The 6,441-nt window shown below is 43.8% G+C and carries 3 protein-coding genes; all 3 read right to left on the bottom strand.

What is annotated here, in order from left to right:
* Positions 1-307 precede the first annotated feature (307 nt).
* The 3 genes from F6K37_RS29560 to F6K37_RS29550 all read right to left on the bottom strand — a co-directional run bounded on the left by F6K37_RS29560 (position 308) and on the right by F6K37_RS29550 (position 6,227).
* A complete protein-coding gene (locus F6K37_RS29560; RefSeq protein WP_287254042.1) occupies positions 308-3,388 on the bottom strand; it encodes a peptidase domain-containing ABC transporter in 3,081 nt (1,026 codons plus the stop codon).
* Positions 3,389-3,950: 562 nt separating this feature from the next.
* On the bottom strand, positions 3,951-4,574 hold the full coding sequence (locus F6K37_RS29555) for a helix-turn-helix domain-containing protein (RefSeq protein ID WP_287254040.1): 624 nt from the start codon (positions 4,572-4,574) through the stop codon (positions 3,951-3,953).
* A 918-nt stretch (positions 4,575-5,492) separates the two neighbouring features.
* A complete protein-coding gene (locus F6K37_RS29550) occupies positions 5,493-6,227 on the bottom strand; it encodes a peptidylprolyl isomerase (RefSeq protein WP_287254038.1) in 735 nt (244 codons plus the stop codon).
* Positions 6,228-6,441 lie beyond the last annotated feature (214 nt).

Below are 6,441 nucleotides of genomic sequence, written 5' to 3'. Positions count from 1 at the left end.
TGAGTAGGGAGTAGGGAGTAGGGAGTAGGGAGTAGGGAGTAGGGAGTAGGGAATCGGGAGTAGGGAGTAGGGAAAAAAAATATGTGTAAATTATTACTATTAAAACCGTTATATATACTTGCTTGTTTTTAAACTTTTAGCGACAATTATTTTTATTTTATTTACTTTAGTTTAAGTTTACTATAAAACAAAAAAAAAGCATTTTTAATAACTATAATTTACACAGTATTTTTTACCGATTCCCGATTCCCGATTCCCGATTCCCAGATCCGCTGTTCCCTGTTCCCTATTCCCTTTAATTAGGATTTCAATCAGCAACAGCAATAGTCAGTTGTTGCTGATTGAGATAGAAGTAGTGACCACGCTTAGCCATCAATGCCTCGTGGTTACCACTTTCGACCAAGATTCCTCGATCAAGTACTAGAATTACATCAGCTTGGCGCACGGTAGAGAGGCGATGAGCAATAACTAAGGTGGTTCGACTTTTCAAAATTGAGTTGAAGTTAGTTTGAATGATGCGCTCGGATTCAGCATCGAGGTTGCTGGTGGCTTCATCTAAAATCAACAAGCGGGGATTCCCTACCAAAGCACGGGCGATCGCTAGGCGCTGACGTTGACCACCAGATAACATACCACCCCCCTCGCCAATCTGAGTTTCATAACCCATGGGTAGCTGTTTAATAAACTCATCTGCACCAGCCTGTCGCGCTGCTTCCATAATTTCTGCTAGGGTTGCTGAGGGATCACCCATGGCAATGTTTTCCCGAATGGTTTTGCCAAACAGAAATGTATCTTGGTTAACTACACCAATTTGCTCCCGCAATGAGCGCAGGGAAAGACTGGTGATGTCTTGACCATCAATTAACACTTTGCCATCGGTGGGGATATAAAGCCCCAAAACTAATTTGGAAATGGTGGTTTTCCCTGAACCACTGCGACCGACTAGAGCTACCATTTGCCCTGGTTTGACCTCAAAACTGAGATTTTCGAGTACATTAATATCGCTTTGAGGGTGATAACGAAAGGTGACTTGCTCAAAGCGAATGTGACCCCTCAGTTGTGGTAACGATTGACGAAGTTGCTGCTGCAAATCTTCTTCTGGTTCCGCATCCAGCACATCATTGATGCGTTCCACTGCAATCAGAACTTCCTGCAATTCATTCCACAACACGGTTATGCGCTGGAATGGGTCCATCACATTATTTAGCAACATATCAAAGGCGACTAATTGACCGATGGTGAGTTGGTTTTGAATCACCAGCCACGCTCCATACCACAGCAGAGTAGTAGTAGCAACTGTTTCGATAGTATTACTGAATATTTGTAACTGGTTGCTGATGATTTGTCCAGAAAAGCTAGTTTTGATCGACTTATTCAGGAGTTCCTCCCAATGCCAGCGCACTGTTTGTTCAACTGCCATGGATTTAATTGTGTTAATCCCGGTCAGGGTTTCGATCAGATAGCTTTCTTGATTAACTAAAGCATCGAAGATTTCTCGGGAAATCCGGCGTAAGAAGGGGGTGGCTATTAATGCCAGCAGGAAAAATGGCGGCACAATTAACAACACTAGCGCTGCCAGTTTCCAGCTGTACCAAAACATCAGACTCACGTAGACAAAAACAGTGAGTAAGTCGAGCAAGATTGATATAGCTTCGCCAGTGAGGAAGCTTTGAATTTTTTGGTTTTCCTGGACGCGGGAGACAATGTCACCGACAAAACGAGACTCAAAGAAGTTTAAGGGTAATCGGAAGGTATGGCGAATAAAGCCGACAATCAAGGCCAGATCGACTTTGTTAGCGGTGTGGTCTAGCAAATATTGCCGCAAGCCAGTCATGGCAACTTGGAATAAGCCAAACAGCAGCAAGCCTAAGCCAACAGCGTTTAAGGTCAGGGTACTACCTTGCACTATTACCCGGTCTAACAATAGCTGTGTGAATAGAGGTGTAACTAGTCCGAAGATCTGAACTAAGATAGATGCGATTAATACCTCTAGAAGCACCAGCCCGTGAGGTTTCATTAATTCAAAGAACTGCCAGAAGGCAACACTCGCCTCCTTGGCTTCCTTGAGCATTGCTGTCGGTTGCAACAGAAGGGCATAGCCAGTCCAATTTGCTTTGAAATCGGAATGGTTAAAGGTTTTTTGACCAATGGCAGGGTCTCCTACAATTACGCGATCGCGAGTCACTTTATAGACCACGATGTAGTGTTTCCCCTCCCAATGGGCAATAGCGGGCAGTTTCTCTTTTGCCAATCGGTCGAGACTAGCTTTGACCGGTCGGGTAGAAAAGCCGATGCTTTCTGCTGCTGTAGCTAGACCTCGTAGTGATGTGCCATTGCGGTCAACATTGGCAACATCCCGCAAACGATTAACACTGAAACGTTTACCCCAGTAGCGACCGATCATCACTAAACAAGCAGCACCACAATCTGAGGAACTCTGTTGGGCAAAGAACGGATAGCTTTGAGTAACTTGCTGCCACCAATGGCTAACTTTGACTGTGGGGTTGGGAAAGTAAACTGGACGGGTCTTGGGCTTTGGTTTTCGCTGTGGAGAGGGTTGAGAAGCTGCGACAGCTGACAAGGTCTTAGCCAATGCTGGAATAGGTTGGTCATTAGCCGATGGGGTAGCATCAGACTCAATCAGCTCACTAAGTTGTGGCAAGTGGAGTAGGGCAATTTTGCTATCACCATTGCTGAGACTATATAGCTGAGTTGGCATCCTCACCTGCCAAGAGTTTCCTTCCTTTAACTGGGAGGGAGTGTAGATGCTGCCAGCATTGAGGGTTTTGCCAGAAGCATGGAGTAGCTCTCCGTGTCGGAGCAGCCAAAGTCTTTGATTGTTTAGTAGATAATCTGGGAGTGTGCCCACTTCCAGAGTATAGGGTTTTAATAGCGATAGCGTTTTAAGTAACCCTTCTCGGGGTAGATTCTCGAAAAAACCATTGCGACGACACAATAAGAATAGATCCCGCAATACTGCTTGTCTATGGAGGTGATCCCGGATGCTGGGATAGTTACGGAGCAACGGCTGCAACAACTCACCAGCAAGATAGCAAAGCTTGAGCTTGACAGAAGCTCTGGCAGTGTAAGGCTGAAACGATTCTTCTGGAAACAAGGTCAGCTCGCCGAAGGTGCTGGATGCTTCTAGGGAAGCCAGTAAGTTATTGTGCTGATCAAGGAGCCTGACTTTGCCAGCCATAACGATGTAAAGGCCAACATTTCCATTACCTGCTTGCCAGAATCCCTTACCTGCCCTTGGTTCCAGAATTTTAATACCCTTGAAGCAGCGGTCGAGTTCTTGTTGAGGGAGTGCTTGTCCCAGGGTCTGGGCAAGTTGTTGAGCAAAATATTGCTTGAAAGCACCTTGAGACGATGAATCCTGAACCATGGAGTTTACTCCAATCAATCAAAACATTCCTAGAGCTTGGATTCAGTAATAAAACTCTGTATAATTTATTGATGCCATTCCGTAAGTTTTGAATGACTAAAATCTACCTGTGAGATATTACTGAATTAGCTCTGATTAGGATTTAATTTGCAATCATTAGGAAGTAATGATTGCAATAAATAATCTGTTTTTGGCCTGCTACCAAAGTGTCAGTTATCAGTAAGTTTTCAGTAATTTTATTCTGAGGGGGTGACATGAGCCCCAAAAAGCTTACTCTATAAGGCTTTGATGCCAATGGGCTCATGGAAGATACAGTCCCAAATTAACCCTCAATTCATTTTATGGAAGCTCAAACCCTTATAACTAGGTCCAAAGGAGCGCCCAAAACAGAATGTATCTTTTTGTAACTTATGGGCTGAAATTATTACCCAGTAAGGATTTCAGCTTGCATGTCACCCCCCCAGAATTTTATTACTAGTTATGAGTTGTCTTATTAGTTGTCCGAAGGACTATACTTTAACTCTTTATAACCAACTATTGCCACAATTTTGTACTAGCTGTACTAGTTGTACCAGCTGCTGATTTTGTGTGGATTGAATGGCCACAATTTCAAAGATTCAGTTAATGAGGCAGAAGACAAGTTGCGAACAACAATGCCAGAACCCTCAGTTTCAGAAGGATTCTTGGTATTCTTGGCCTTGGAGGATTTATGGCGGGTGGAAAGTCCCATTTTTTTGAGCAGACGGTTGATATGGCGATCGCTGACTTCAATGCCAAACTCTCGGGTCAGATGCTTGTTCAACCAATGGGCTGTCCAAGAGTGAAATGAATAGCCATACTCACGGGGACTATGACTCACCAGCTCTTTCAAACGTTCAAGGTATTGGTCATTAATAGTCTTAGGTCGGCCAATTGGCAAAGCATTCCAATTGTGCATGTTACCAGTTTGGAGTTGGCAAATCCAGTACCGTGCGGTTTCTTGAGAGCAGTGTAATGCTGTACAAATTTGAGTCTGAGACTGACCCTGATCTGCCAGCAACATAATCTCAATCCGACGACGATATTCTGGGCGTAAATTGGTTTTTAGGCTTTCTAGCAGCAATTGTCGTTGATCTGGAGTCAAAAACTGACCTGCTTCTATATCGCTGCTTTCTGGAGCGCTGTGTTGAACGTAAGTTACAACCATATGACAGCTAAATTGGTTGACACACCCTATACTGATAAAATTCTATTAATTTTTCAAGAAGTTTTAGTAAAGTTTTGTTGAAAACATCATAATTATGAAGCTCTGCATTGCTGTTATGCATTTTTAATGCATAACAGCAATGCAGAAGGCAGAAGGCAGAATGAACAAGAGTTTCACGGTTTTTTTCCTGATTTACTAAAAGGTAGTTTAAATGGGCGACAGCTTAACTAGAAAAAAAGAGCCATTTTGCCTGAGGGGGTGACAACAAGGCTAAAAGCGATGCAGTGGCCTCACGGGGGTTTCCCCGACTCGCGCGATTTGTCTGAGTTACATCAAGAAATGCTTATTCTTAATAGGATTGGTTTTGCCATTAAGAGGATTACGCTTTCTTGACTGCCCTCACTGTATTAATCACTCCGAAAATCCAATTTTTCTACCGTTTTATATAAAGTTTTGTAACTATTATGATCAAGTTTTGTAACTGAGGGGGTGACATGAGCCCCAAAAAGCTTACTCTATAAGGCTTTGATGCCAATGGTGTCATGGAAGATACAGTCGGAAATTAACCCTAAATTCATTTTAGGGAAGCTCAAACCCTTATAACTACGTCCAAAGGAGCCCCCAAAACAGAATGTATATTTTTGTGAATTATCGGCTGAAATTATTACCCAGTAAGGATTTCAGCTTGCATGTCACCCCCCCAGGTTTTGTAACGAATCTCAGAAAACAAGGAACTTGAATCCAAGTGTAAACTTTCTGTCAGTACTCCTTCTTTTTTCCCTGCCTAAGGGAGCACTGTTGACAAACAGGTTTTGTCAGTCCGGCTTCCTGGAGGTAATTATACCAGAAGATGCCAAACCAGTCATAGTTGAAAACTATCCGAACTTTTCTAGTTTACCTGCGGAATGTGGGCTCCCGTTATAAGTGGGCAACAATTTCTATCTGTTCCATTTGTTCCTTTAGCCAGTCAGAAAACAAGTCTGAAAGAATCTCAGAGCGCAACTGCTGATCCAATTGCGGTTGAATGATTTCCTCAACCAAAATCAGGTGTACTCCAGATGAGGTCACAATTGGTTGGAGAATCTGGGGCGGACTGGCAGCAAAAACCGCTGCCGCAATCTCTGGCTTGAGTTCTTGGCGCTGTAGTATTCCTCGATATCCCCCAGAGCGGCGCAGTGACAAGTCCTGAATATGTTGGCGAGCAATCTCATGGAAACTGATTTCCCCTTCCTTGAAGGCATAAAAGAGTTCCCACCCTAGGTCTTCGTCCTCCAAAACCACTTCGTACATGACAACTCCGGCATAATCAAGCTGGTGTTCATAAAAAAAAGACTCAACTTGACCGTTAAACAGATGTTGAGCGACCTTGTCAGCGATGGTGTTGGTGTAAATCAATGCTTCAAAATCATCGAGAGATAGATGATGTTTTTGCAGCCACGACCAAGTCTCGTCAGTGTTATGAAGATCGGTGGCGAGACGGAAGTCGTCTGCTGCCTGTTGGAGTTCTTCCGGCTCCACTTGAATGCCAGCCTCTGCTGCTGCTGACTCAATAATCTTGCAAGTAACGATGCCCTCCACTAAGCTAGGAATTTGGCAAGAGAGCCTGACATGCTCAAAAAGAGCTTTCTGGTCAATAGTAATCAAGCTTTGCATAATATCCTGCTGAATTTTACTTAATTTGAAACTCAATCGTTAGTTGGATGAGGCACTAGGGACTATACCTAATACCTAACACCTTGGCCTAGGGCGTGTCTTCAAACTCGGAGATCCCCCTAAATCCCCCTTAAAAAAGGGGGACTTTGAGTATGGCTCCCCCCTTTTTTAAGGGGGGCTGGGGGGGATCATAATCTTGCCGAAAACTTTGAAA

This window comes from Moorena sp. SIO4E2, assembly GCF_010671945.1.
GTDB lineage: Bacteria > Cyanobacteriota > Cyanobacteriia > Cyanobacteriales > Coleofasciculaceae > Moorena > Moorena producens.
The sequence above is the reverse complement of the archived record's forward strand: the minus strand, read 5'-3'. Positions and strand labels throughout refer to the sequence as shown.

What these genes read in the sequence shown, in the direction of transcription:
- F6K37_RS29560 (WP_287254042.1), bottom strand. Translation starts at nt 3,388, where the DNA reads ATGGTTCAGGATTCATCGTCTCAAGGTGCTTTCAAGCAATATTTTGCT.
- F6K37_RS29555 (WP_287254040.1), bottom strand. Translation starts at nt 4,574, where the DNA reads ATGGTTGTAACTTACGTTCAACACAGCGCTCCAGAAAGCAGCGATATA.
- F6K37_RS29550 (WP_287254038.1), bottom strand. Translation starts at nt 6,227, where the DNA reads ATGCAAAGCTTGATTACTATTGACCAGAAAGCTCTTTTTGAGCATGTC.